15 protein-coding genes are annotated in these 24,800 nt (G+C 61.6%); 1 reads left to right on the forward strand and 14 read right to left on the reverse strand.

What is annotated here, in order from left to right; all coding sequences use genetic code 11:
- The 5 genes from B3C64_RS00290 to B3C64_RS00310 all read right to left on the reverse strand — a co-directional run.
- Positions 1 to 2,771, reverse strand: a 2,771-nt coding sequence (locus tag B3C64_RS00290) for an Ig-like domain-containing protein (protein ID WP_291532939.1), incomplete at its 3' end; no start/stop codon positions are given.
- Between the two features lie 128 nt (positions 2,772 to 2,899).
- Entirely contained in the window at positions 2,900 to 7,504 is a 4,605-nt protein-coding gene (locus B3C64_RS00295; protein WP_291532940.1) for a bacterial Ig-like domain-containing protein, read from the reverse strand.
- Positions 7,505 to 7,731: 227 nt separating this feature from the next.
- Positions 7,732 to 9,804, reverse strand: coding sequence for a beta-galactosidase (locus B3C64_RS00300; protein WP_291532941.1), 2,073 nt, complete (start codon positions 9,802 to 9,804; stop codon positions 7,732 to 7,734).
- A 15-nt stretch (positions 9,805 to 9,819) separates the two neighbouring features.
- Entirely contained in the window at positions 9,820 to 10,809 is a 990-nt protein-coding gene (locus B3C64_RS00305; RefSeq protein ID WP_291532942.1) for a carbohydrate ABC transporter permease, read from the reverse strand.
- Between the two features lie 52 nt (positions 10,810 to 10,861).
- Positions 10,862 to 11,791 carry a carbohydrate ABC transporter permease gene (locus B3C64_RS00310; protein WP_414632138.1) on the reverse strand — a complete coding sequence of 310 codons (930 nt, stop codon included), beginning with the start codon at positions 11,789 to 11,791 and terminating at the stop codon, positions 10,862 to 10,864.
- Between the two features lie 235 nt (positions 11,792 to 12,026).
- Here B3C64_RS00310 and B3C64_RS00315 point away from each other — a divergent pair, with 235 nt between their 5' ends.
- Positions 12,027 to 13,034 (forward strand): LacI family DNA-binding transcriptional regulator, encoded by a 1,008-nt coding sequence (locus B3C64_RS00315; RefSeq protein ID WP_291532944.1) that lies wholly within the window; start codon positions 12,027 to 12,029, stop codon positions 13,032 to 13,034.
- A 221-nt stretch (positions 13,035 to 13,255) separates the two neighbouring features.
- Here B3C64_RS00315 and B3C64_RS00320 read toward each other — a convergent pair whose 3' ends face one another.
- From B3C64_RS00320 to B3C64_RS00360, 9 genes are all read right to left on the reverse strand, one after another.
- Positions 13,256 to 14,596 carry an ABC transporter substrate-binding protein gene (locus tag B3C64_RS00320; protein ID WP_291532945.1) on the reverse strand — a complete coding sequence of 447 codons (1,341 nt, stop codon included), beginning with the start codon at positions 14,594 to 14,596 and terminating at the stop codon, positions 13,256 to 13,258.
- Between the two features lie 319 nt (positions 14,597 to 14,915).
- On the reverse strand, positions 14,916 to 16,208 hold the full coding sequence (gene sstT, locus B3C64_RS00325) for a serine/threonine transporter SstT (protein WP_291532946.1): 1,293 nt from the start codon (positions 16,206 to 16,208) through the stop codon (positions 14,916 to 14,918).
- 314 nt (positions 16,209 to 16,522) lie between these two features.
- On the reverse strand, positions 16,523 to 17,245 hold the full coding sequence (locus B3C64_RS00330; RefSeq protein ID WP_291532947.1) for a pseudouridine synthase: 723 nt from the start codon (positions 17,243 to 17,245) through the stop codon (positions 16,523 to 16,525).
- A gap of 25 nt (positions 17,246 to 17,270) precedes the next feature.
- Positions 17,271 to 19,163: a glutamine--fructose-6-phosphate transaminase (isomerizing) gene (glmS, locus tag B3C64_RS00335; RefSeq protein WP_291532948.1), complete on the reverse strand. Its 1,893-nt coding sequence runs from the start codon at positions 19,161 to 19,163 to the stop codon at positions 17,271 to 17,273.
- A gap of 219 nt (positions 19,164 to 19,382) precedes the next feature.
- Positions 19,383 to 20,189 carry an amino acid ABC transporter ATP-binding protein gene (locus B3C64_RS00340; protein WP_291532949.1) on the reverse strand — a complete coding sequence of 269 codons (807 nt, stop codon included), beginning with the start codon at positions 20,187 to 20,189 and terminating at the stop codon, positions 19,383 to 19,385.
- A gap of 10 nt (positions 20,190 to 20,199) precedes the next feature.
- Entirely contained in the window at positions 20,200 to 21,183 is a 984-nt protein-coding gene (locus tag B3C64_RS00345; RefSeq protein ID WP_291532950.1) for an amino acid ABC transporter permease, read from the reverse strand.
- A 56-nt stretch (positions 21,184 to 21,239) separates the two neighbouring features.
- Positions 21,240 to 22,169, reverse strand: coding sequence for an ABC transporter substrate-binding protein (locus tag B3C64_RS00350; RefSeq protein WP_291532951.1), 930 nt, complete (start codon positions 22,167 to 22,169; stop codon positions 21,240 to 21,242).
- A 288-nt stretch (positions 22,170 to 22,457) separates the two neighbouring features.
- Entirely contained in the window at positions 22,458 to 23,402 is a 945-nt protein-coding gene (locus B3C64_RS00355; RefSeq protein WP_291532952.1) for an ABC transporter substrate-binding protein, read from the reverse strand.
- A gap of 304 nt (positions 23,403 to 23,706) precedes the next feature.
- Positions 23,707 to 24,651, reverse strand: a complete 945-nt coding sequence (locus tag B3C64_RS00360) for an ABC transporter substrate-binding protein (protein WP_291532953.1) — start codon at positions 24,649 to 24,651, stop codon at positions 23,707 to 23,709.
- Positions 24,652 to 24,800 lie beyond the last annotated feature (149 nt).

Below are 24,800 nucleotides of genomic sequence, written 5' to 3' on the forward strand. Positions count from 1 at the left end.
GAGCCATTGCCACCGTTGCCGGAGCCGTTGTCACCGGAACCGCTGCCGTTGTTGCCGCCTCCCGGATTGTCGGGGTCGGGCGTCGGATTGGGGTCGGGCGTCGGTTCCGTCGCCGTCTTCACATAGGTGACCTTGTAGACCGCACTGGTCTTGCCGTCCTTGGAGGTCACCGTGACGGTGACGACCTTGGCCTGCGGATCCGTCTGGTCGGCGACATCCACCTCGGTTGTGGCGGAACCGGCGGCCACGGCCTTGACGGCGTCCTTGGTGATGCCATCGAGGTCTTCGACCTTCTCGGTCACGCCCTCGTCCGCGGACGCGGCGTCCACATCCACCGACTTTCCTGCGATGGTCAGCGATTCCAGCGCCGCCACATCGTCATCGAAGTAGGTGTTCTTGAACAATGTGGTGAAGGTGCCCTGGTTGTTGTTGGAGGTGGCGAAGACGCCGGCATCGAGTTTGGCGTCGATGCCTTCGGGCAACGTCACTTCCTGCACCTTCTGCCACTCGCTGTCGCCCACGTTGCGCCAGTAGCCGGTGAACTTGGTTGCCGAGTCGCGGGTGAGCTTCAGCTGCACGCCATCGCCATCGATCTGGCCGAATCCGGTACCGACGTGCGTACCTTCCTTGTCGATGTAATGGTTGTTGTCGGAATCCCATTGCATGTAGACGCCCGACGGGCTGGCGAGCAGAAGCACATATCCCTTGCCCTTGTCTCCATTGGCGTTCCAGAAGCTCTCCCTGGCGCCGAGTCCGGCACGGGGATCGACGTTGCCGCCCAGGTTCTTCGGCACCACGGTGGTGACGATCGAATTGCCTTCGCCCATGCGGTCCCATTGCACGATGGCGCTGCCGCCGTTGCGGTCGGTCCACACGCCGTTGTTCTTGTTGTCGGCGACGTAGAACGTGGTCGCGTTGTTCTTCGACGAGACCACGCAGGAGCTGCCGCCGTTCCACTGGCGGACGTTCCATGGGCTGCTCACTTCGGAGCTGCATCCCACATTGATGGTACGAGTGAACGTGCGTCCGGCATGGAACGTGTCATCCTCGGCCAAGGTGCCGGTGATGGTCTGCTTGCCCGGGGTCGACGTGTCCAGCTTGCTCCAGGTGACCGCGACCTTCTTCGCCGCGGCGTCGCCGGTCTTCACCGTCACTTCGGAGGGCAACGAGACCTTGTCTCCCAGGTTGACGGTATCCGGCAATCCGTCGTCGGTCACCGTCCAGTACGGGGCGTTGTCGATCTTCGCGCCGCCGTGGTTGTCCCAGTAGTCGGTGGTCCAGCCGTCCGCCTCGCCTTCCTGCGCGGGATTGTGCATCTCGATCTTGCCGTTCTCGCCGATGGTCAACGGCAGCCAGACGTATGTGGAATCCGCCTTGCCGGAATCCCAACGGTCGCCCAGATAGATGAAGTGCCCCTTCTTCTGGTCCACGGCCAGCACGCTTGCCGACTGCGATCCGAATGTGGTGCCCCGCTTGTCGCCTACCGACAGCAGGCCGTCGGAGCCTTCGGGCATGGAGTTGTACCACGTGTTCTCGTTGGCGTCATCGGATTGCACGCCTCGGATCCATGAGCCAAGCATGGAATCGGACGTGTAATACGTCTGCTTGTTCGGAGACCAGCCGGTCGCTCCGGACGCGATGATGTTGTACCGTCCGTTCCACATGAACACGGCGGGCGCTTCCAGGGAACCGTTCTGTTTGACGATCTGGAAATCCTTGCCGCGCACCGGCGCGTCCGCGGTGCCGTCGGCCAGAATGTACGGATATTGTCCGGATTCGGAATACTGCTTCTGCCCTTCGGATTGGTCCACGCTGGTGGTTTTCACCACATTCGTGTAGTCGTCGTTCAGCTTCGCGATGTACAGGGTGGCGTTCGCCTCGGACGAATACACCACATACGCGCTCTGGTCCTTCGGATCGACGAACACGGTCATGTCGCGGCTGTCGCCGTCCTCGCCCCAGGATGGATTGCCCGCGGCCTGCTTCCAGTTGTTCTGGTTCGGCAGTCGGTAGGCGCCCACCAGCTTGAACGGTCCCGCGGGGTTCTTCGACACGGCCACGCCCGCCAAGGCGCGCGCGTAATTCGAACCGCCCGGCGTGGTGGACCCGTCGGAATGCCACCACAGCACGTATTCCTTGTTCTTCTGGTTGTAGATGATCTTCGGACGCTCGAATATGGCCTGCACCGAATCGGCCTTGCCGTCCCCATCCTGGTCCGGGTAGGAGTTGAGGAAGGTGAACAGCTTCTCGGCTTTGGCGGTATCGACGCTGCCGTCCGATTTGGTCAATCCGTAGGTGCTGTTGAAATACTCGAAATTGGGGTTGTTCTTATCGGTCAATTCGGCTTTTTTGCTCACCGAGCGCAAGGCGACGCCCAGATCCGTCCAATTGTACAGATCCGTCGAACGGTAGGCGTGCACGCCCGGAGAATTGTCGTATCCGTTGGAACGGTCCTCGCCATACCAGTAATAGACGTTCTTGCCGTTTTCCTTGACCTGCACGACCTGCCCGCCGTGCGCCTGGATGTGGGTGCCACCGGTGCCGCTGGCGTTCTTCGCATACCAATATGGTTGGAAGTAATTGCTGGCGCCGCTGCCGGGATCGGTGGTCGGCTGGAATTTGCTGTAGGTGGGCGTCTGCTCCGTCGTCGGCAGATAGTCCACGCCCGCGGCGTCCGCTGTAGTCGCGCTGATGGCTACGCTTCCCAGGCAGAATGCCGCCGCCATCGCGGCGATGATGCGCCGCATGATTTTTGGTTCTTGTCGCTCCATAAAACACTTCTTCGTGAATGGCCGTCGCCCGCATCGATGCCGACGGCGGCCGGATAACTAGGGAAATACGATGAATGAGAACGATGCCGTGTGCTCCATGCGGATGCGGAGCACACGGCATCCGATGATCAGGCCCTACGGCGACGCAGTGCCATCATCGCCCCGGCCACGATGACCAGCGCCGCAATGAGCACCGCGACGGCGGCCGTGTCGGAACCGGTTGAGGACAGTCCGTTGCCGGAGGCATCGTTGGTGCCGGAAGCTCCCGCGGTGCCGGCATTGTTGCGGTCGTCGCTCGGCTTCACGGTCGGCTGCGCCGGATTGCCGGCGACCGTCACCGTGAAGGTCGCGGAGACCCCACGATAGCTGACGGTGATCGTCTGCTTCCCTGCGGCCGACGCATCAAAGCCGCTGATGGCGAGCTGTGGATCGTCGAGCTTGACCGGAACCTCTTCGGTCTTATCTCCCGCCTTGTAGACCGCCGTTACCGTCAGGCCGTCAAGGTCGAGCCGCTCATTGAGCTTGTATTCGGTCTTGGTCGGCCCGGACAGCTTCAATCCGGTCAGGGTGGCCGCATTGAAGTTCACGGTGACGGTCTTGGTCTGCGTGCCGTCCGCGGAGGTGATGGTGATCACCGCCTTGCCGCCAAGGCCGTGCTCACCGCCTTCCTGCTTCACCGTGACCTTGGCCGCGGTGTCCTTGGCGAAGGCCTGGACCTTCGGGTTGGATTCCGCCGACACCGGCAGGTTCACCGTGTACTCATCCTTGGATCCATTGAATCCGCTGATGGTTTCGCCGTCGAGTCGCAGATCGCCAAGCGTAGCGTCGGAAGCCGGCTGGGCCTGCGCATCGGCGACCTGGTCGATTTCGATCTCGGACACGACGATGTAGTTGCCCGCATCGCCGTCCTTGTTCGGATTCTGGATGCGCACGGCCTGGGCCTCGACCGGCTGGTTTGCGGTGATCTCGGTGGTCGCCGACGGATTGTCGGTCTCGCCGAGCTTCTGCCAATCGCCGTTCGCGTCCTGGTATTCGACGATGGTCTTGCCCGGGAGCTTCTCCGCATCGCCGTCCTTGCCGTAGTACACGGTCACGCCCTTGATCGTGCGCGTCCGATCGAAGGTGAACGTCGCGGTCGGGTTCAGCTGCGCCTGCTGCTGGTCCGCGGTCAGGTCGCTGGACTTCCAGGTGGACCAACCCTTCTGCGGAGACTTCTCACCGTCGCACAGCTTCGAGACGTAGCTGTTCATGGTGCTGTCCGAAGGATTGTTCTTCATCCACTCCCAGTAGTTCAGCGTTCCGGTTCCCACCTGGCATGCGGGGACGCTGCCGCTGATTGGCGTGGCGTACACCTCCACCTCGGATGCGTTCATGTACCCGCCGTTGGCGACGGTGTTGACGATGCGCACCTGGGTGGCTTCCACCGGCTTGCCGTCCTTGGTGGTGAAGGTGATGGTGCCGGAAGGATTGTCGACGGTCTCGCCGAGCTGCTTCCATGTGGTGCCATCGACCGTGTATTCGGCCTTCACGGAGGCGGGCGTGCTGCTGAGATAGGTGATGGTGGCCTTGGAGACCTCACGCTTGGTGGAACCGAAGTTCACCGTCGCGGTCGGGGTCTTCGCCGCATCGCCGCTCTCGCCCCATGTCACCCATGCCTCACCGGCGGTGTCGCCGTCGGTGAGCTTCTTCCAGTTGTCGCCCTTGCTGTACTGCTGTTGCTGCACGTTGACGGTCAGGTTGGAACCGGTGTCCGCGACGTTCACCGGCACCGCGGAGGTCAGGTAGACGGTAAGCGTCGTCTTGGCGGTCTTGCCGTTGCCCAGATTGACGGTACCCGGAACCTCGACGGAGTCTCCGGCCTTGGCCTTGGCCAGCTTGTCGGCGATTCCATCCCAGTTCCACGTCACCTTGCCGTTGTCGATTGCAATGGCGTCGGATGCCTTGACGTGGGCATACACCGTTTGCTGCTCGACCTGCGACTGCACCTCGTCCAGCGTGCTTCCGGCCAGCGTGGTCACGGAAACCGGATCGGCTACGGTGAGGTCGCCGACGTAGAGCGTGGCCGTCACATCGAATTGGGTGCCGAATTCATTGGTTGCCGTGCCTGTGATCGTGTATGTGCCTTCGGTCTTCACCTGGTCGGCCAGATTCTTGGCATGCCACTCGACGGTCGCCGCGGATCCGGTGCCCCAGCTGTAATACGGGGTCACGGTCGTCGGCAAGGTCGGCACGACGCCTACCGCGGTCTGCACGTTGGCCGACTTGATGCCGGTCGGCGTGGTGGAGCGGAAGCTGAACATCTGGTTCGACCCCGCGCTTGAGTTGTACAGGCCTATCTTGGTTCCGGCGGCCGTGCCGGAGCCATTGACGTCAAGGGACTGTTTGGCCGCGGCATTGGTGAGCTGCCAATACACGCCGTCTTCGGTGTTGATGATCCAACGCGCGGAGGCGTCGTTCTTGGCCTCATCGAGGGATTCGTCGCTGAGGGCGTTGGTTCCGTTCTTGGACACCAGCACCTTGCCTTCCGCGTTCTGGATGACGTAGGCGTTCAGCGTCGAGCGAGCCGTGCCCGACATGTCGATCTTGGTGAACTTCCAAGCCTGCTTCTTGGCGGAATCGGAGTTCGTGGCCAGGTTGGCCAGAGACAGTGCGGAGTCGCCGGAAGCGGTGCTGGAAACGGCCTTGCCGGACTGCTTGCCGACGATCTGGTAGGTGCCGCCGTCCTCGACGGCCGCCGCGTCCTTGGCCACGCCGGTGACGCCGGTCAGCTGGATGGATGCGATGGAACGCGCCGGGATGGTGACCGTGGCCGTCTTGGCGGTTGCGTCGATCTTCACGGAATCGGCTGCCTGCTTGACGTTGCTGGTCTTGTTCAGCACTTCCGGAGTGGCGTAGTCCGCGCCCTTGGCCGTGTCCTCATCGGAGGACGCGGTGGTGAGGTACAGGGTTCCGGCCGCGTTGCTGGCGATGTTGCCGTACTTGGACAGGTCGATGACGAAGGTCTGCGCCTTGCTGGAGGTGTTCGTATGGATGACGGTCTGGGTCTTGCCGTCCTTGGATTCGGCGGTGAGCGTGTTGCCGGTCGCGTTGTTGGCGATGATCTTGTCGCCCTCATGCACGAACTGGGTGTAGGCGCGCACGCCGTTGTACTTCGAATTCACGAGCACCTTGCAAGGGGTGATTCCGTCCGTCTTGCCGCCGTTGTTGTCCACACGGCGCTGCGAGTAGAGCTTGCCGTCCTTGCCTGCGACGGTGCAGTCGAAATCGATGAACACGGTTCCCCAGTTGGTGTTCTCGCCAGCGGGGTTGAGCGTGTTGCCGTTCGAGTCCTTGGTGCCGTTCTGCATGTTGTAGAGGTCCTCCACGACCTGCCAGAACGTCCAATCCTGCGACTGCAGGTTGTAGATGTCGGTGCTGATCTTGCCGGTGATGCCCAGCGCGTTGTCGAAGCCGTATGGGTTGAATCCGCCGCTCTGCCACGAGCCGTCCACCTCGCTCATGGAGAGCTTGGTGGAATCGCCCTGCGCGATGTCACGCACCTGGCGTGGTGTATCCGCGCCGTAGGAATGCACGTTGTACTGGCCGACCTTCTTCTCGGAGACGATGGACGGGTCGTTCTTCAGCCAGTAGTTGTAGGAGCTGACGAACTGGGACTGCACCGAGGCATCGGTGGAGCTGACCACCGTGTCGTCACCCAGATTGTTGTCTTTGAGCGCCTGGTTGAGCGCGTTGATCAGCGGCAGCTGCTGCGCCTTGCTGATGGCCATGCCCTCCTGCGGCTTCTTGAGCGCGGTGGTGTATGGCGTTACCGAAAGATCCTTGTCTTTGTATTCCCTCTGCGCATACCGGTTGATGAGCTCGGCATTGGCGTCGTTGCCCTTGGCGTAGTCCGAGGCGAGGCCCGTCGGAGTCGGCCAATAGTTGGTTTCCGACTCGTTCATCGGCTCCACGGTGTTGACGTTGATGCCGTATGTGTCTTCCAGGTGCTTCGCGTTCTTGGCGAGGTATTGCGCGAACTTGGTGGCGTCTTTGAGGTTGTTGTCCGCCGCGTTGTAGCTGCCGGTCGCATAGCCGCTGTTGGTCATGAAATACGGCGCGGAATTGGCGAACGCCTCCCAGTGGGTGATGTCGCCGGTCTCGGCGCCGCGCTTGACCCACCATTCCTGGGCCTTCGCCTTGCTGAAATCGTATTGGCTGTCATCGTTCGGATCGAACGCCTCATCCAGTTTCTCGCGGTCGGCCTGCTTGGTGGAGACCGCGTTGCCGGAGGAATCCTTGTACACGCCGGTCGCGTCGGGATCGTCCTTCCACGTTCCCGGAACCGCGGCTCCCTGACGCATGAACGGATAGCCATAGGCCACATCGGACGCGTTGCCGCCGCCGATGTTGTACCGGGCCATGTTGAGGTTCAGGCCGTCCTTGCCGAAAATGGACTGGTAGAACTGCTCACGCAGCTGCTTGCCGTATTCCAGAGCCTTGGCATCGGCCTTCGCGTCACCGCTGGACGTGGTGATGGAGCCGGGTTCTCCGTAATTGCCGGTCGCGTTGGCGAACCATGCCAATGATGTTCCCCAACCCTCGAACGGGCCGTTCTGATACCAAGGGTTAGGGGTGACGGTGGTTACGCCACCATCAGCGGCGAACGCGCTGCCGGTGGAAAAGACCATGCCGGTGGCCAACGTCGCCACGGCCGCGAGCGCCGCTATTCCCTTTCTTGTTTTTCCAATCGTCATTGATTCTCCTTATCGATATGGGAAGCGGGAATCCTTTCAATCACGTCACGCGCATATCGAAATCGCCCAACTTCTCCAAACGTTCAAAAATGTTTACGTTACCATTTTCAAACATTTTCATTCTATCATCCAGCTTCGAAAACCACCAAACACCAATGACGAAGTACGGGCATAAAAGAGGGGGTTGCGGTCATATAGACCGCAACCCCCTCGAGAATTTTCGGCGATTATCTTCTGACCACCGCGATGCCGTTCGGCTGAATGGTGAGCCTGCCGTCATCCTCCTTGGCGAAGGATGAGACGATGACGTCGCCTTGCTCGACGACCCCGACCGGCTCATGCGTACGGTTGACGAGGAACACGAACCGTGCGCCAGTGGCCTCGTCGACGCGCTCGATGCGCAGCAGCCTCGGATCGGATGCGTCGGGAACCTCCACGCCCAGCGACGCGAACACCGAGGGCAGGCTCTTGGCGATGCCGTCGCGCCCAAGACGCGCACCGACGTACACCGTGCGTCCCTCGCCGTAGGCGTTGCCGACGATTGCCGGACGGCCGTCCATGCCGGTCCACGGATCGTCCTTGAACGACGCGAGCACGGTGGCGTCCTTGCCCACGGAGGTGATGACATCGGCGAAATCGCGCGCCGTGGCGCCGTTGTCGAGGTCGAGATGGTCCGGAGCGCCCGGGAAGTCGTCGCCCAACGGCGCGAACTCCTCGATGCGCACGCCGACCACGTCGCGGATCGAACCCGGGTAGCCGCCCATCCAGATATGGTCCTTCTCGTCGGACAGACCGGTGTAATAGGTCACGATCAGCTTGCCGCCGTTGGCCACGTAATCACGCACGCGGCGGGTGGTCTCCTCCGAAAGGATGTACACGCTCGGCAGCACGGCCACCTCGTATTCGTCCCAGTTCGAACGGACCGGAACGACGTCGGCGGTCACGCCGTTGTCGGCCAGCGCGCGGAACCACTGCAACGGCTCGTCGACATGGTGCACCTTCTGGGTCGGCGTGGCGGTGTGCTCACTCGCCCATTCGGACTCGTAGTCGTAGACCACGGCCACACGGGACTTCGCCAGCTTCGTGCCAAGCAGCCCGTTGTCGGCCAATGCGTTCAGGTCGGCACCGAGCTCGCATACGTCGCGGAAGACCTGGGAGTCCTCCCCCGCGTGGGGAAGCATGGCGGAATGGTACTTCTCCGCGCCGGCCTTGGACTGACGCCACTGGAAGTAGCACACCGCGTCCGAACCCATCGCCACATGCGTCAGGGAATCACGCACCAGCTGGCCGGGCTCCTTGCGGTAGTTGATCTGCCGCCAGTTCACCGCCGAGGTGGAATGCTCCATCAGGAACCATGGCTGCTTGCGTGCGATGCCGTCCACCAACGAGGCGGAGAACGCGAGCTCGTCGAGATGCGCCTCCCCCGGCGTGAAGTAATGGTCGTTCGACACGAAGTCGACCTCATTGCCCCAGTCGTCGTAGTCCAGACCGGTACCGAATGCCGAGACCATGAAGTTCGTGGTCAGCGGCCTGCCCGGGGTGATCTCGGCCAAGGCGTCGCGTTCGGCGATATAGAACGCCTTCAGCGCGTCGGAACTGAACCGCTTGAAGTCAAGCAACTTGCCCGGGTTCATGAAGTTGCCGTCGCCGATGAAGCGCGGCGGAACGATTTCGGAGAAATCGTTCAGATGCTGCGCCCAGAACGCCGTGCCCCATGCATCGTTCACCGCGTCGATGGTGCCATAGCGCTCCTCGCACCACTTCTGGAACGCGCGCTCGGCGTCTTCGGAGTAATCGAAGCGATTGTGGCAACCGTACTCGTTGCTCACATGCCATGCCACCACGTACGGGTTGCCTTTGTAGTGTTCGGCCATCACGCGGCAGAGCTTCAACGCGTACTCACGGAACACCGGGCTGGTGGGACGCCAGTGCTGACGGGCGCCCGGCTGGCACACGTCGCCACGGTAGTCCTTCCACAGCACCTCGGGATGCGCCTGGGTGAGCCACATCGGCGGGGACGCCGTGGCGGACGCGAGATCGACCGCGATGCCGGCCTTGCCCAGCTTGTCGATGATGCGGTCGAGCCAGTCGAAATCGAACACGCCCTCCCTTGGTTCGATGCGCGCCCAGGAGAAGATGCCCACGGAGACGAGGTTCACCCCCGCCTTCTTCATCAGGCGGACGTCTTCGTCCCACACGTCCTCGGGCCATTGGTCCGGATTGTAGTCACCGCCGTACCAGATGCGGGCCTGTTGCCCCGCCAATGGCTGCGGCCAATGGAATGTTCTGCGTTGTGTCATGATGTCCTTCTCCCATCATTCCTTGACTGCGCCGGCCGCGAGACCGGACTGCCAGTACTTCTGCAGGCACAGGAACGCGATCACCAACGGGATGATCGTGATCAACGAGCCCGTGATCACCAGGTTCTGGATCGCCTGGCCGCCCGCGGTGGACGCCTGGTCCTTCCACTGGTTCAGACCGATGGTGAGCGGATACCAGTCCGCGTCCTTGAGCATGATCAACGGCAGGAAGTAGTTGTTCCACGTCGCCACGATCGTGAACAGCGCGGTCGTCACGATGCCCGGCGCGAGCAGCGGCAGCGACACCTGGAAGAACGTGCGGAACTCCGACGCGCCGTCCACGCGCGCGGCCTCGAGCAGCTCGGTCGGCACGGCCTGCTCCGAGAAGATCCACATCAGGTACAGGCCGAACGGGCTGATCAGGCTCGGGATGATCATGGCCCACGGCGTGTTCGTCAGGCCGAGCTTGGCGAACAGCAGGAACTGCGGCACGGCCAGGGCGATGCCCGGCACGCTGATCGCGCCGATGATGACCGCGAACACGGCCTTGCGGCCCGGGAAGCGGAACTTCGCCAGGGCGTAGCCGCCCATGATGGCCAGCAGCGTCGCGCCGCCCGCGCCCACGACCACGTACAGGAGCGTGTTGAGCAGCCAGCGTCCGAAGATGCCGTCCTGGTAGGTGAACACCGTCCTGATGTTGTCCCACAGGGCGAACGTGCGGCCGAAGCCCAGGCCGAACGTGCTGGTGAAGTCGGCCTGCGTCTTGGTCGCGTTGATCATGAGGTACACGAACGGGAACAGGCAGTACACCGCGAAGATCGCGCACACGAGGGTCAGCAGCTTGCTGCGCCTCGGGTTGGACACGTTCGCGAAACCGCTCTTCGCGGCGCGCCTGCGCTCCGCGGCCTCGTCCCTGGCGACGCGGCGCTGGCGCTCCTTCTCGGCTTTCCTGGCGGCCCTCTCGTGCGCCTTCAGCTCCGCCGCCGTGATTGTGGTATCAGTCATCTCGAAATGCTCCTTTGGATCCTCTTGCCCGTGAAGACGACGCCCCGGCGCGTCACTTCATCTGCTCCTTCATGCTGCGCAGCTGCACCGCGTACGCGATCGCCATCGTGATCACGGCCATGACGATGGCCAGCGCCGCGGCGTAGTTCGACTGGTTGCCCGAGAAGCTCAGGTTGTACGCGTACATGTTCGGCGTGTAGTACGTGCTGATCGCGTTGCCCGGCACCATGTTCTGCATGATGCTCGGCTCGTTGAACAGCTGGAACGAGCCGATGATCGAGAAGATCACCGTGATCGCGAGCGAGCCCTTCAGCTCGGGCAGCTTGATGGACTTGATGATGCCCCACTCGCTCGCGCCGTCGATGGACGCGGCCTCGTACAGCGAATGCGGGATCGTGGACAGCGAGCTGTAGAAGATCAGCATGTTGTAGCCCGTGAACTCCCACGTGTTGATGTTGCCGATCGCGGCGAGCAGCACGGACGGCTTCAGCACGTCGATGTCCGTGCCCAGGAAGTCGTTGAGCGAGCCGACCAGGCCGTACTTCGCGCCGTACATGAAGCCCCAGATCAGGGTCGACACGACCGCGGGCACCGCGTACGGCAGGAACGTGGAGATGCGGAAGAACTTCGTGCCGTGCAGCTTCATCGAGTCCAGGGCCAGGGCCATCGCCGCGGCCAGGAACAGCATGATCGGCACCTGCACGACCGTGAACAGCGCGACCCTGCCGACCGCGCTCCAGAACTGCTGGTCGCGGAACAGGCGCAGGTAGTTGCTGAAGCCCACGAACTGCGTGCCGCCGATCATCTTCTTCTGGAAGAAGCTGATGTAGATCGCGTACACGATCGGGATGACGAACACGAACACGAACACCAGCGCGAACGGCCACATGAACTTCCATCCACGCCAATCCGCCTTATGCTTGTTGACCCGCACCGTCGACGGCTGGGCCACGGCGGCGGTTCCATTCTCTGACACCGACATTAATCCTCCTCCTCGAGGCGTCACCACATTGCAATCCGAAGCCAGATACATCAATATGGCCCTTCAAGAATGTTTACGTTATCAAGATAGCATCATATCCCGAAAATGTCTAATTGCAGTATGTTCCACATTGAAGCATCTTCAGGCAACACCCGCAAATGGTGACGAAAACATTTATCTAACATTCATGTAAAATAGGGAGAGCATCCGATTCAACAGGAGGTAAGCACACAACATGGCACGCAACTCCGTATCACTACAGGATGTTGCCAAGGAAGCCGGAGTCTCACCCCAGACCGTGTCACGTGTCGCGAACGGCAGTGCCGCCGTCCGACCGGAAACACGCAGCAAGGTCGAAATCGCCATGGAAAAGCTTGGATACCGACCGAATTACGCCGCCAGAGCCTTGAAAAGCGGGCGGTTCAACAACATCGGCGTACTGCTTTCCCATATGTCGGCTTTTGGCAACGCACGCATCCTTGAAGGCATCGTCAGCACCGCCGCAGAGCAGAGCTATTCCACGACCATACGCACGCTCGACGATCTGCAGGACCGTTCCCTGGCCGGCGCGTTGAAACTTGTGGAGGACCTTCCCCTTGACGGCGTGATCGTCATCATGGAGCGGGACTTCACCGATTTCAACCAGTTCAAGCCGCCGCAGGGTCTTCCCATCGTGTTGATTTCCGAGGAACCGGCCAACAATTGCGTCACCATCGATTCCGATTCGTACGGCTGTTCCACGGCCGCCGTGGACTACATGCTCTCCAAGGGGCATCGCACCGTGTACCACATCGCCGGGCCATCCATGTCCCGAGCCGCGCAAAGCCGCATCAGAGGGTGGCACGACGCGCTGGCGCAGGCCGGAGCCACGATACCCCCCATCTACATCGGCGACTGGGAGGCCGACAGCGGCTACCAGGCCGGTCTGGCGCTTGCCCATGAGGAAGCGTGCACCGCGGTGTACGCGGCGAACGACCAGATGGCCTATGGAGCCATGCTCGGATTGCAGGCCGCCGGCAAACGTGTTCCCGAGGACGTGAGCATCATCGGCGTCGACGATTCCCTCGAAGGCATGGTTCCGCGTCTGGATCTCACCACGCTGCGTCTCCGCTTCCACGACGTGGGACGCGAGGCGTTCTCCATGATCAAGCGGCAACGCAACGGAGAGAAGGTCACCCCCGGCGTCAAAACGGTCATTCCGCCCGAATTCATCGACCGGGGTTCGGTGCGGGAACTAAAATAGCCCGGCCTTTTTGTTTCGACGGCAATGCCGCCAAGTTCCGACAACGCATCATGCGCGGCGCCCACGGGTACCGCGCATTTTCGCATGCCGCGATCAAACCGGCAGACGCCCTGCAGCAACAACAGACACCGCAAAAACAACGGATGGGGCGGCTGTGGAAACCACAGCCGCCCCATCCGTCAAAAGAGGGGAATCATTACCGCTTCATACGGCGGGAACAATCACTTCACGGTGAAGCCCTGCTCCTTGCCGTAATCCTGCAGAGCCTTCTGCCAAGCGGACGCGCTGTCGCTCAGCTTCTGGTTGCTGGTGTAGCTCTTGCCGAAGTAGTCGCCGAAGACGCTGCGGGCCTTGACCTCGAACGGCAGGAACTGGTAGTCGGAAGACACGTTCTCGGCCGCCTGGGCAAGAACCTCGTTGTACTTCTGGCCACCGAAGTAGTCGACATCCTCGCCATCGGCGTTCTTCACGGTCGTGGCGTTCTTGAAGGAATCGGACTCCATGGACTTCTTGTCGGCCGGGAACGCGCCGCCGGCGACACGGGTGGCGACGCCACCATCGTGGTTCGCGTACTTGATGAAGTCGTATGCGGCCTTGGCCTTCTTGGAGGAGGAGAGCACAGCCAGCGAGGAACCGCCGTTTTCGGCGTTCGTGGTGGAGCCGTCGGCGGTCGGCATCTGGGTCACGCGCCACTTGCCGGCACCGCCCGCGGCGGAGTTGGCAAGGTTGGCAGGCATCCAAGCGCCGGTGAACAGCGAGGCGATCGTGCCGTCGACCATGCCCTTGAACCAATCCTCGGACCAGCCGGTGGTCTTGGTGTCGATCAGGCCCTCATCCAGCATCTTCTGCCAGAATTCGTTGAACTTCTTGGTACCGGAATCGCCGGTCAGGTTGATCGTCACCTCGGAGCCGTCGGACGAGGTCTTGAACGGCTGGCCGCCGGCAAGCCAGATCATGGAGTCGTAGAAGCCGCCGTCACCGGAATCGGAGGTGATGTAGTAGTTGTCGCCGAGGGCGTGAATCTTCTTGGCGGCCTCGTAGTACTGGTCCCAGGTCTTGATGGACTCGGCGTCAACGCCCGCCTTGTCGAAGACCTCCTTGTTGTAGAAGAAGGCCATCGGGCCGGAATCCATCGGCAGGCCGTAGACCTTGCCGGCGAACTGCACGGATGCCCACGGGCCGGGGGTGTAGAAGTCCTTGTAGCCGGAGGTCTTGTCGGTGATGTCCAGCAGGTTGCCCTTGATGGCGTACTGCGGAATCGCGTAGTATTCGATCTGCGCCACGTCAGGAGCGCCGGAACCTGCCTCGATGGCGTTGTCGAGCTGGGTGTATTCCTTGGTGTTGGTACCGACGTTCTTCAGATTGACCTTGATGCCGGTCTTCTTCTGATAGTCCTTGGCCACCTGGGTCAGCGTCGGCTCCCATGCCCAGACGGTGATTTCCTTGACGTCGCTTTCCTGAGTCGGCTGCTTCGAAGACGAATCGGAGCCTCCGCATGCGGCCAGCGGCACGAGCATTGCCGTGGCACCGACCATCGCGATGATCTGCTTGGTGAACTTCATCGTTCTATCCTTTCTCTATATCCAGCCCCTATACCAGATACCCAAGTGAATGCCTCCTATGAGAGACCTTCGCTTACGGCATCGAGCATAACACAAATGGAATGTTTACGCAAACAAATGGAATTTCCTTGATTTTCCAATGTTATTCAATTACAAATGCACGGTAGATTATTCACGCAAACAATCTGGAACCATCGTATTATCGGCAATCAATCAACACTGATACGACAAAAGGGTGCCATGGCCCGCAGCCGCGCCATGGCACCCTTTTACAGGGAAGTTCCCGTCGAAAGACACGGGAAACGCAGAGAATACGGAGTCAGCCTTCGATGCCGAGCTTGCGGCGTTCCTTCCTGGAGTACATGAACGCGGGCAGCCGACGTCCCTGCTTGATCCACGAATGGTATTCGGCGGTCGCCGCGAATTCCACGTCGGACGCGGAGTTCAGGCAGGTCTCCACGGAATCCTGGATGACGCCGATGATGAAGCCGACGCCGACCACCTGCATGGCGATGTTGTTGTCGATGCCGAACAGCGAGCAGGCCATCGGAATCAGCAACAGGGAGCCGCCGGCCACGCCCGAGGCGCCGCATGCGCCCAATGCGGAGACCACCGACAGCAGAATCGCCGCCGGCAGGGAGATCTGGATGCCCAGCGTGTTCGCGGCCGCCATGGACATGATGGTGATGGTGATCGCCGCGCCGTTCATGTTGATGGTGGCGCCCAGCGGAATGGACACGGAGTACATGTCTTTGTCGAGGCCGAGCTTTTCGCACAGCTGCATGTTCACCGGAATGTTCGCCGCGGAGGAACGGGTGAAGAACGCGGTCAGTCCGGATTCCTTGAAGCAGCGGTACACCAGCGGGTACGGGTTGCGGCGCAGGTACAGGAAGATGACCAGCGGGCCGAACACCAGCACCATGAGCAGCATGGTGCCGACCAGCAGCAACAGCAGGCTGCCATACCGGGTGAACGCCTCCAGACCGTTTTCGGACACATTGGTGAACACAAGACCCATGATGCCGAACGGGGCGAGGTTGATGACCCAGCGAATCACCTGGGAGACGCCGTCCGCCACATTGGCCAGAAACGCCTTGGAGCTTTCATTGGCGATGCCCTTCATGGCGAGGCCGAACAGGCACGCCCACATCAGAATGCAGATGTAATTGCCGTCGATCATCGCCTGAATCGGGTTGGCCACGATGTTGGTCAGCAGCGTCTGCACCACTTCGGACAGCCCTTTGGGCACCACATCGGCCTTCGCCGCCTTGCCGAGCGACAGGGTCTGGGGGAAGGCGCGCGAAGTGAGCACGGCCACCACCGCCGACAGGAACGTGGTGAACAGATACAGGAAGATGACCGTGCCGAAGCGCTTGTCGAGCTTGGACGTACCCTGCGCGAGGGCGCTGGCCACCAGCACGAACACCAGAATGGGAGCCACCGCTTTCAGGGCGCTGACGAACAGCGTGCCGAGTTCGCCGACCCAGGTCATGTGCGGCGCGGTGAGCGCCAGCACCGTGCCGGCGAGCAGACCGACGATGATGCGGATGATCAGCGACGCGCCGTTGTATCGGTCGACAATGCCGCGAATCGCCTTGGAGATGTTGTTCATGTGTCTTCTCGTTCTCTTTCGTTCGGGGGTGGATTCCACCGAATATAGACAATCATGGTAGCCATATGAAGCATGTACGCAATGTGAATGTCCAATTACTAGGAAGTTACATGGGGGGAAGAACGCCGGCCAGACGGCAGATCCGCGGACATGGGCACGAAAGCCGCAATGCGCGAGCGCCCATGGCAGCAACGTGCGAGCACGCCCGCACAGAAGCGGCCCCACGCAGGGCGTGCCACGGTAATGACGACGGCCGCATCAACGGAACGACCCATGAAAAAACGCCCGCCCGCCGCCATGCCACTCGGATGCTGTTATGCGCGGTCCAACGCCATGGAAGACACGAAGACGCGCGGCGTGCCGTCCACCGGATCGGTGAAGCGCAGCTCGCGCGCCACCAGGGCCAGCGGACGTGCGAAATCGTCGTAGGCGCGTTCGATGACGCGCGGGTAGAAGTCGTCTCCGAGGATCGGCAGATCCAATGCGTTCATATGCACGCGCAATTGGTGCGTTTTGCCGGTCAGCGGATGCAACACGTAGTTCACGTATGGTTTGCCGTCGATGTGCCGTACCGCGCTCCCCCGTTCGATCAGCGTCTGCGCGTTGACTATGCCTGGCGTTTCGTATGCCTGAAGACGCCCACGGTCCTTGTTGATGTGCGACCGGCGCAGCAGCGGGAACGGATGCGCGCGATCGACGCGTTCGACGGTGCCGTACCGCGGCCGGCGTTCCGGTGCGAGCGGCGCGAGGCATTCGTAGGTTTTGACCGTCCGATGGTTCTGGAACAGCATCTGGTACGCGCCGCGCAGTTCCGGTTTGCGCACGAACACGACGATTCCGGCGGTAAGACGGTCGAGACGGTGCGCGGGGACGATGTCCGGCTCCCCGTATTGTTCGCGCAGCCGAATCAGCGCGGTCTCGCGGTACCACATGCCTCGTGGCGTGGTCGCGAGGAAATGCGGCTTGTCGATGACGATGATGCCGGCATCCTCATAAAGAACCTCATATTCGAGGGGAATATGAGGTTCTTCGGTCACGTATCGATGCCGCCTGAGCGGACGGTCACTCAACGGTGACGGACTTCGCTAGGTTGCGCGGCTTGTCGACGTCGTAGTTCTTGAGCTTGGCCATATCCATGGCGAACAGCTGCAGCGGCACCACGTCCACAAGCGGACTCATCAGCGTCGGGCACGCCGGACGCCAGAACACCACGTCGGCGTACCGCTCGACGTCGGGATCGTGCTCCTCGGCCACGGCGATGATGTACGCGCCACGGGCCTTGACCTCCTCGATGCCGGAGATCACCTTGGAATGCAGCACGTTGCGGCCACGCGCCGGCGGAACGATGAACACCACCGGCTCGCCCTCATCGACCAGCGCGATCGGCCCGTGCTTCAATTCGCCCGCGGCGAAGCCTTCGGTGAAGGTGTACGCGATCTCCTTGAGCTTCAGCGCGCCTTCCATGGCGACCGGATAGCCGACATGACGGCCAAGGAACAGGAACGACTTCGCATCGACCATCTGGGCCGCCGCCTGCTGGATGGCATTGGTCTGCGTGTCGAGGATCCACTGGATTTTGCGGGGCATCTCCTTGAGCGAATCCAGCGTCTGCGCGATCTCGTCGCGGAACATCGCGCCCTTGATCTGCGCCAGATACAGGCCCAGCACGTAGGCGGCGGTGATCTGCGCGACGAACGCCTTCGTGGAGGCCACGGCGACTTCCGGGCCAGCGTGCGTGTACAGCACCGCATCGGATTCGCGCGGAATGGAGGCGCCCTGCGTATTGCAGATGGCCAGCACCTTGGAACCCTGCTCGCGGGCGTGGCGCAACGCCATCAGCGTGTCCATCGTCTCGCCGGACTGTGAGATGGCCACCACCAGCGTGCGCGGCGTCAGAATCGGGTCGCGGTAACGGAATTCGTGGGCGAGCTCGACCTCGACCGGAATGCGCACCCAATGCTCGATGGCGTATTTGGCGACCATGCCGGCGTAGGCGGCGGTGCCGCATGCGATGACGATGATCTTGTCGATCGCCTTGAAATCATGTTCTTCGATGCGCACTTCGTCGAGGTTGAGATTGCCGTTCTTGTCGAGGCGGCCGAGCAGCGTGCGCTGCACGGCGGCCGGATCCTCATGGATCTCCTTGTCCATGAAGGAGTCCCAACCGCCCTTTTCCGCGGCGGACGCGTCCCAGTCCACCGTGTAGGTCTTCGGATGCTCGACGACGTTGCCCATGAAGTCGGTGACGACCACCTTGTCGGCGGACACCATCACCGCCTGGTCCTGGTCGACCTCCATCGCGCGCTTCGTGTACGCCACGAACGCCGCGACGTCGGAGCCGAGGAAGTTCTCACCGTCACCAAGACCGACCACCAGCGGCGAATCATGACGCGCGCCGACCACGATGTCAGGCTGGCGGCAATCGGTGGCGAGAATGGTGAACGCGCCCTGCAGCATGCGCGCCAGGCGGCGGATGGCCTTGAACAGGTCCGGCTTGCCGGTCTCCTCGATGATCTTGTCGCTGATCTTGCCGAGCAGCTTCGCCGCGACCTCGGTATCGGTGTCGGACGCGAAGCTGTAGCCTTCGGTCTGCAGGTCGAGACGCAGCTGGGAGGCGTTTTCGATGATGCCGTTGTGGATGATGGCGATCTTGCCGTCACGGGAGGTGTGCGGATGCGCGTTCACATCGTTCGGCACGCCATTGGTGGCCCAACGGGTATGGCCGATGCCCACCGTGGCCATCGGCATCGGGTTGCGTTCCACGTCCTCGACGAGGTTGGCGAGACGTCCGGCCTTCTTGCGCACGGCCACATGGTCCATGCCCGGCGCGGTCAGCGCGACGCCGGCCGAATCATAGCCGCGGTACTCCAGACGGCGCAAACCCTGAAGGCACACCTCCAAAGGCTTGCCGCACGCGGTCTCCACTTTTCCTGCATATCCAACAATTCCACACATAGTCTCTCAGCTTATCGGTTGGTTGTGTCATTCGCATAACCGAATGGCGTCATACGCCGGAACCTTTGATATATGAACACAAAAATTCGCCATACATATGAAAATCCCCCATGTCGGGGTCCGAACATGGGGGATTTTCAACGTTTTGCTCGACGCCACACGACGCTGCGATTCAAGAAGAAACGGCGTCATGGCGCTATCGCGCCGTGGGGAACGCACTCACAGCACGTGCTGCAGGAAGTCCTTGAACCGCGGCTCCGTAGGATGGTCGATGATCTCGGGGCCGCCCTTCTCCACGACCACGCCGCCGTCCATGAACACGACCTGATCGGCGACCTCGCGCGCGAAGCCGATCTCATGGGTGACGACCACCATCGTCATGCCTTCCTTGGCGAGGGACAGCATGACGTTGAGCACCTCGCCCACCAGTTCGGGATCGAGCGCGGACGTCGGCTCGTCGAACAGCATGATCTCCGGCTTCATCGCCAACGCGCGTGCGATGGCGACGCGCTGCTGCTGGCCACCGGAAAGCTGCGACGGGTAGTAGTCGAGACGTTCGCCCATGCCCACGCGCTTGAGCTCGGCGATGGCGCGTTCGCGGGCCTCCTTCTTGTTCACGTGCTGCACGTGAACCGGCGCCTCCATCACATTTTCGAGGGCCGTCATGTGCGGGAACAGGTTGAAGCGCTGGAACACCATGCCGAGCTTCGAACGCTGCGCCGCCACTTCCTTGTCGTTGAGGGTCTGGAGCACCTTCCGGCCGTTCTTCTCGACGTACTTGTAGCCGATCATCTCGCCGTCCACGTCGATTTCGCCGCCGGTCAGCGTCTCCAGTTGGTTGATCAGACGCAGGAACGTGGACTTGCCGGAACCGGAAGGCCCGAGGATCACCGTCACCGTTCCCGGCATCACCGTCATATCGATGCCCTTGAGCACATGCAGGTTGCCGAACGCCTTGTGCACCTGGGTGGCCTTCACCGCGGGAACGATGCCGGATGATGCGTTGTTCTTGGTTGTTTCAGTCATTGCCACTCCTTCACGCGGTCATGCCAGCGAACGTGGCCTCGTTCTGCTTGCTGATGTCGTCCTTCGGTTCGCCCTCGGTTTTGCCCGGCAGCGGGGTGCGCTTGCCACGCGCGCCGGCCGGACGGGCGTCGAAGCCCTTGCCGAAATGCTTTTCCAACCGCGATTGGACCACCATCAGAATGGAGGTGATCACCAGGTACCAGATGCAGGCCACGATCAGCAGCGGAATCGGCTTGTACAGACGGGTCGCGATCGCGGTGGTGGCGAACTGCAGTTCCAGCGTGAACGGCACCGCGTTGACCAACGAGGTGGTTTTGAGCATGCCGATGAACTCATTGCCGGTCGGCGGGATGATGATTCGCATCGCCTGGGGCAGCACGATACGGCGCATGATGAGCGAGCGCTTCATGCCGAGCGCCTTGGCGGCCTCCGTCTGCCCCGGATCGACGGCCTCAAGGCCGGCGCGCACGATTTCCGCCAGATACGCGGCCTCGTTCAAGGCGAGGCCCAGCCATGCGGCGTTGAACGCGGTGATGACGGACTGCGAATCGATGCTCCAGAATTCGACGGATGTGAACGGGATGCCGACGCCGATGCGCGGCACCAGCACGGCGAACAGTCCCCAGAACACCAGCTGCGTGTACACAGGGGTTCCACGGAAGAACCAGATGTAGAACCAGCTCACGCCGCGCAGCACGGGGTTGATGGACTTGCGCATCACCGCGAGGACCACCGCCAGGATGATGGCGATGACCATGGAGATGACGGTGAGCAGCAGTGTGTATTTGATGCCCTCAAGCACGTTCTCGTTGAACAGGTACTTCCACACCACGTCCCATTCGAAACGAGGATTGGTGATTAGCCCCTGCACCAGCATCGCCGCAAGCAGCGCGACGATGACCGCCGCGACGATCGGGCCGGTGCGTTTGACGGGCAGCGCCTTGATGCGATTGGGAATATCGAGGCCTTCGCCGTCGACTTGTTTCTTCGCCATAATGCTGATGTCCTTTGCTAGCTGATGTGCCTTGCCGTATATGTTGCCATCCGAAGTCAGTCGAGCGACGACGGATTGATCTCGGCCTTGTCGAGAGCGCCGGATTCCACGCCCCAGTGCTTGAGGATCTTCATATACGTGCCATCGTCCATAAGCTTCTGCACGGCCTTCTGCACGGCTTCCTCAAGCTGGGTGTTGCCCTTTTCGATGGCGATGCCCTGCTTGGCCACGCCCTCGACCTTGCCAAGGGCCTCAAGCTGGCCGTCGGTCTGGGAGATCGCGTAGCCCGCCACCGGCGAATCGGCGTAGAACACATCGGCCTTGCCGGTCGCCACCGCGGTGGCGGCTTCCGCCTGGCGCTTGTACGACATCACTTCGGCCTTGTTGCCGGCCTTGCAGCCCTTGGCGATCTGGTTGGCCTCGTCCTCCTGCACGGTTCCGGTCTGCACGGCGATCTTGGCGCCGCACATGTTGGAGGTGTCGAGCTTCTTCGGATTGCCCTTCTTCACCGCCCAGGTGGAGCCGGCACGGTAGTAGCTCACGAAATCGACGGACTTCATGCGGTCCTCGGTGATGGTCATGGCCGTGATGCCCAGGTCGTACTTGGTGCCGATGGAAGGAATGATGGTGTCGAACATCGCGGACACGATCTTCGGCTTCAGGCCGAGGGTCTGGGCGATGGCCTTGGTCATGTCGACGTCGTAGCCGACCGCGGTCTTGCCGTCCTCCGCGTAGAATTCCGCCGGAGCGTAGGAAAGCTCCATGCCGGCCGACAGCTCGCCGTCCTTGACGGTATCGGCGGAGGCGACCAGCTTGGCGAGCTCCGGATCCTTCTTGATGGTGCTCACATCGTAGCCGGTGACGGTATTGGACGAACCGGAACCGCTTGCGGAATCATCGGCGTCGGAGGTGCCGCACGCGCCGACGGACAGCATCATCGCGGCGCTCAGCGCGAGCGCGGCCACGGACTTGAGTTTCAATGACATAATCGGGCTTCCCTTTCCTCATCCCTGCTCATGGTCTTCCATCGGCGGAGGATCCGCGCATGCGCGCGATTCCGGCAATGCGCAATCGTGCCATCGGGCAGCCATCCAACCATCGACGTCTATAACAAATCTTCAGTATCTCAATACGTCCCGATAATACACATAGGGGGTTATCGCGCACCATCGACGGCATCGTAAGCGGCATGCGCGCGGGATATAGGGCAGATGCGGCATCGCGCGCCGACAGGATGGGATCCGGCGCACGATGCCGACTAGGCAACAGCCGCCTCAGCCGTTGATGTCGGTCGGATTGATCTCGGCCTTGTCGACCGCGCCGGATTCGGCGCCCCAGTACTTGAGGATCTTCATGTACGTGCCGTCGTCCATGAGCTCCTGCATGGCCGCCTGCACGGCCTTGTCGGTGGCGGAATCGCCCTTCTTGACGGCAACGGCCTCCTTGGTGACGCCGACGTCCTCGCCGAGGGCCTGCAACGTGCCCTTGGTCTGGGAGATCGCGTAGCCGGCGACCGGCGAATCCGCATAGAACACATCGGCCTTGCCGGTCGCCACGTTCGTCGTCACATCGGTCTGCAGCTTGTTCGACAGGATCTCGATGCCCGACTTGCCGTCGGCCTTGCACTGCTTGGAGGCTTTGGTGACTTCCTCCTCCTGCGTGGTGCCCGTCTGCACCGCGATCTTCAGACCGCACAGCTCGGAGGTGTCGACCTTGTTCGGATTGCCCTTCTTCACCACCCAGGTGGAGCCCGCCTTGAATATGCTGACGAAATCGACGGCATCCATACGTTCCGGAGTGATGGTGAACGAGGAGACACCGATGTCGTACTTGGAGCCGATGGCGGGAATGATCGAATCGAAATTCGCGGTCTGCGGATCCGCCTTGAGCCCGAAGATGTTCGCCATGGCCTTGACGAAGTCCACATCGAAGCCGACCGGGGTCTTGCCGTCCTCCGCGAGGAATTCCGCAGGGGCGTACGACGTGTCCATGCCGACGGTCAGCTTGCCGTCCTTGGTGACGGATTCCGGCAGCATCTTGGCGATCTGCGGATCCTTCTTCACGCCGGACACGTCGTAACCGGTGGCGCTCGACGTGGAATCGGAGCCGCTCGAAGCGTCGGAGTCCTTGCCGTCCGATGTTCCGCAGGCCGCCACCGCAACCAGCATCGACGCGCTCAACGCCAATGCGATGATTCTTCTTATTTCCTTGAGTGCCATGGCACAATCCCCTCTCCAGACCCAGTCAACAAACAATCCGGACAAACTGTGGTCTTGTGGGGCAAGATAAGCGTTCCATGCTACGGATGCGTTACATCATGCGGATTATGGACGGCCCACCGATGAACGACCGCCCATGGGCGCCACGCGCCCGGATATGCGAATCGCCTGTCCCCTGCCGAAACGTCGGCTGAAAACAGGCGGTTCATCATTCGTCGGAATGTTGGCACGTCAACTGATGGGACCGACGGCATCTCCCGCCACCGGCGATTCCTTTACGGAATGCTCCCGTTCATAGGTCGGCTCACTCGCCGGGCGTATTGATCTCCGGCTTGCTGATCGCGCCGTCCTCGACGCCCCAATACTTGAGGATCTTCAGATACGTGCCGTCATCGATGAGCTTCTGCAGCGCGGCCTGCACGGCCTTGTCCATCTGACTGTCGCCCTTCTTGATGACGATGCCTTCGGGAGCGACGCCCTCGACCTTGCCCAAGGTCTCCAAAGCGCCATCGGTCTGCGCGATGGCGTAGCCGGCGACCGGCGAATCCGCGTAGAACACATCGGCCTTGCCGGTGACGACGTTGGTGGTCACATCGGTCTGCAGCTTGCTGGAGATCACGTCCATCTCGGGCTTGCCGTCGGCCTTGCACTGCTTGGCCATCTTGTTCGCCTCGGTCTCCTGCATGGTGGCGGTCTGCACGGCCACCTTCTTGCCGCACAGGTCAGAGGTGTCGACCTTGTTCGGATTGCCCTTCTTCACCGCCCATGATGAGCCGGCGTCGAAGTGGCTGACGAAGTCGACGGCCTCAAGACGCTCCTTGGTGACGGTGAACGAGGAGATGCCGATATCGTATTTCGCGCCGACCGCGGGAATGATCGAATCGAAATTCGCGGTCTCGGGGTCGGCCTTCAGTCCGAACACGCCCGCCAAGGCCTTCGCGATGTCGACGTCGAAGCCGACCGGCGTCTTGCCGTCGGAGGCGAGGAATTCCGCCGGCGCATACGAGGTGTCCATGCCGATGGTCAGCTTGCCGTCCTTGGTGACGTAATCAGGCAGCATCTTGGCGATATCGTCGTCCTTCTTCACGCCGGACACATCGTAGCCGGTCAGCTCGCTCGACTTCGCGCCGGACTTGCCGGCGGACGCGTCGTCGCTGCCATCGGTGGTGCCGCATGCCGCGGTGCCGAACACCATGGCCGCGCTCAGCACGCATGCGGCCGTGGCCCTGAGAATCCTTTTCGATTGCATATCCTTCTTGCCTTCTTCTTGCTCGAATCCATTTCTCGATTGAACTCGAATCATAGAATAGGTGCGGCAAGCTACAAATAGATGAACAATCCGGTCGAAGCGGCCATATTCCGTAAAAAATCTATTTCACGAATCGCAGAATGCAAAAC

The sequence above is a fragment of the Bifidobacterium sp. UBA6881 genome, assembly GCA_002451435.1.
In the GTDB taxonomy this organism is placed as follows: domain Bacteria; phylum Actinomycetota; class Actinomycetes; order Actinomycetales; family Bifidobacteriaceae; genus Bifidobacterium.